The sequence below is a fragment of the Pseudomonas sp. GD04019 genome, from assembly GCF_029837695.1.
In the GTDB taxonomy this organism is placed as follows: domain Bacteria; phylum Pseudomonadota; class Gammaproteobacteria; order Pseudomonadales; family Pseudomonadaceae; genus Aquipseudomonas.
On record NZ_JAOEEA010000028.1, the window covers coordinates 1 to 1,281 of the forward strand.

The 1,281-nt window shown below is 51.8% G+C and carries 2 protein-coding genes and 1 pseudogene; 1 reads left to right on the forward strand and 2 read right to left on the reverse strand.

All coding sequences use genetic code 11. The features are described from left to right. A pseudogene (locus N7607_RS23040) lies at positions 1-141 on the forward strand (IS110 family transposase); the annotation flags it as partial. A 254-nt stretch (positions 142-395) separates the two neighbouring features. Here N7607_RS23040 and N7607_RS23045 read toward each other — a convergent pair. Together N7607_RS23045 and N7607_RS23050 are read right to left on the reverse strand one after the other, a co-directional pair. Then, the gene (locus N7607_RS23045; RefSeq protein WP_279869493.1) at positions 396-677 is read right to left on the reverse strand and encodes a hypothetical protein; all 282 of its coding nucleotides are present in this window, start codon (positions 675-677) and stop codon (positions 396-398) included. 74 nt (positions 678-751) lie between these two features. Continuing rightward, the gene (locus tag N7607_RS23050; protein ID WP_279869494.1) at positions 752-1,216 is read right to left on the reverse strand and encodes a hypothetical protein; all 465 of its coding nucleotides are present in this window, start codon (positions 1,214-1,216) and stop codon (positions 752-754) included. Positions 1,217-1,281 lie beyond the last annotated feature (65 nt).

Genomic DNA, 1,281 nt, shown 5'->3' on the forward strand with positions numbered 1-1,281 from the left:
AGGGCAACCGAAACGGCGGCGCGCATTGGGCAGAACAAAGCGGCGGTGGCGTTGGCGAACAAACTGGTGAGGATTTGCTGGGGCGTGTGGTGCCACGAGCGACGCTTTAGCGGCAACTGGCAAAGCTTGCCGCCCGCCTGACGGTGAGCGGGTGATCAATAGTGGTTGTGGTGGAAAGCAGCACTGTCGGAAAGGGCGAGTCCTGCAGCGGAGCAAGGCCGATAACAATGCTGATCCTTGTGATCGATTGAGCGCTTGGCCCTCGCTGCGCGAACTACAGAATGGCTAGGGCCGAGAGCCCGTGAAAGGCCGGATATACGCATGCAACCGCACCGACGGCAGCGCAGATCAAAAGCTTTGCCCACTACTTGTGGGGAGAGTCCATATACGCATTGTTAGGTGCTCTCGGGGCTTGGATAAACGTTCTTCTCATACCAAGCTTCAGAATGAACATCCTGTTTTGCTGCCTCAATAGCCTTGCTGATTACCTCTAGTGGTATTTGAACAGCTTGGTTCTCAATATAAAGCTCAAACCAAAGTGACTGATCTGCGTCATCTGCAACTATTGTTGCGAGGATGAGGTTCTCTGTATCTGTTGTTGCTCCCAGCTCTAATTGCTTGCCCTGACTAACGGTACCGAGCCAGCTGAGAGTTATTGGTGGTCTAGTGGTCTGCACGATTGGCACCTAACGTTTGGTTAAGGGGCCGGCTTTAGCCGGTCCCGAGTGAGCGAAGCGAACGACTTGAACCATTAGTTAGAGGCATGGCGCTCACTAAGGCTGCTGTATATGGAATAGATAACGGCGTAAGAAAGCTCAGATTTTGAAAGCCCATCTAGGTCGCTATTCTTGACTTTTTCTAGTGAGGATGGGCTGAGATTTTTCTCGGCTAGTTTCTTGGCAAAGCCAGCAAGCTTTAGCTCCTCTGCACTGCCAATTTCCGGAGTGACCATTAGGGGGATGCCTAGGAAAGTACGCATATAAAAGGATGGATACATTTCACGGGGCGTTTCTAGGTCCCCTTTGATGCCGAAGTAAAATTCGTTGCCCTTTGCATCTGCTAGCTCAATTGTTAGAGACCCGCCATCAGAAAGAGCAAATGCATTTATTGATTTTAAGGGAAAAGCAAGAGAGGGCAGCGTGTGTGCATAGCTATATAGACCAGCCAAGCCGGCCAGGATGGCGATCAGCGGTAAGGTTAGCCACTTAAGTTTCACGCTTTGCCTCTAACGATTAAGCTAAGGGGCCGGCTTCGCCGGTCCCAGCGAACGGAGTGAGCGCT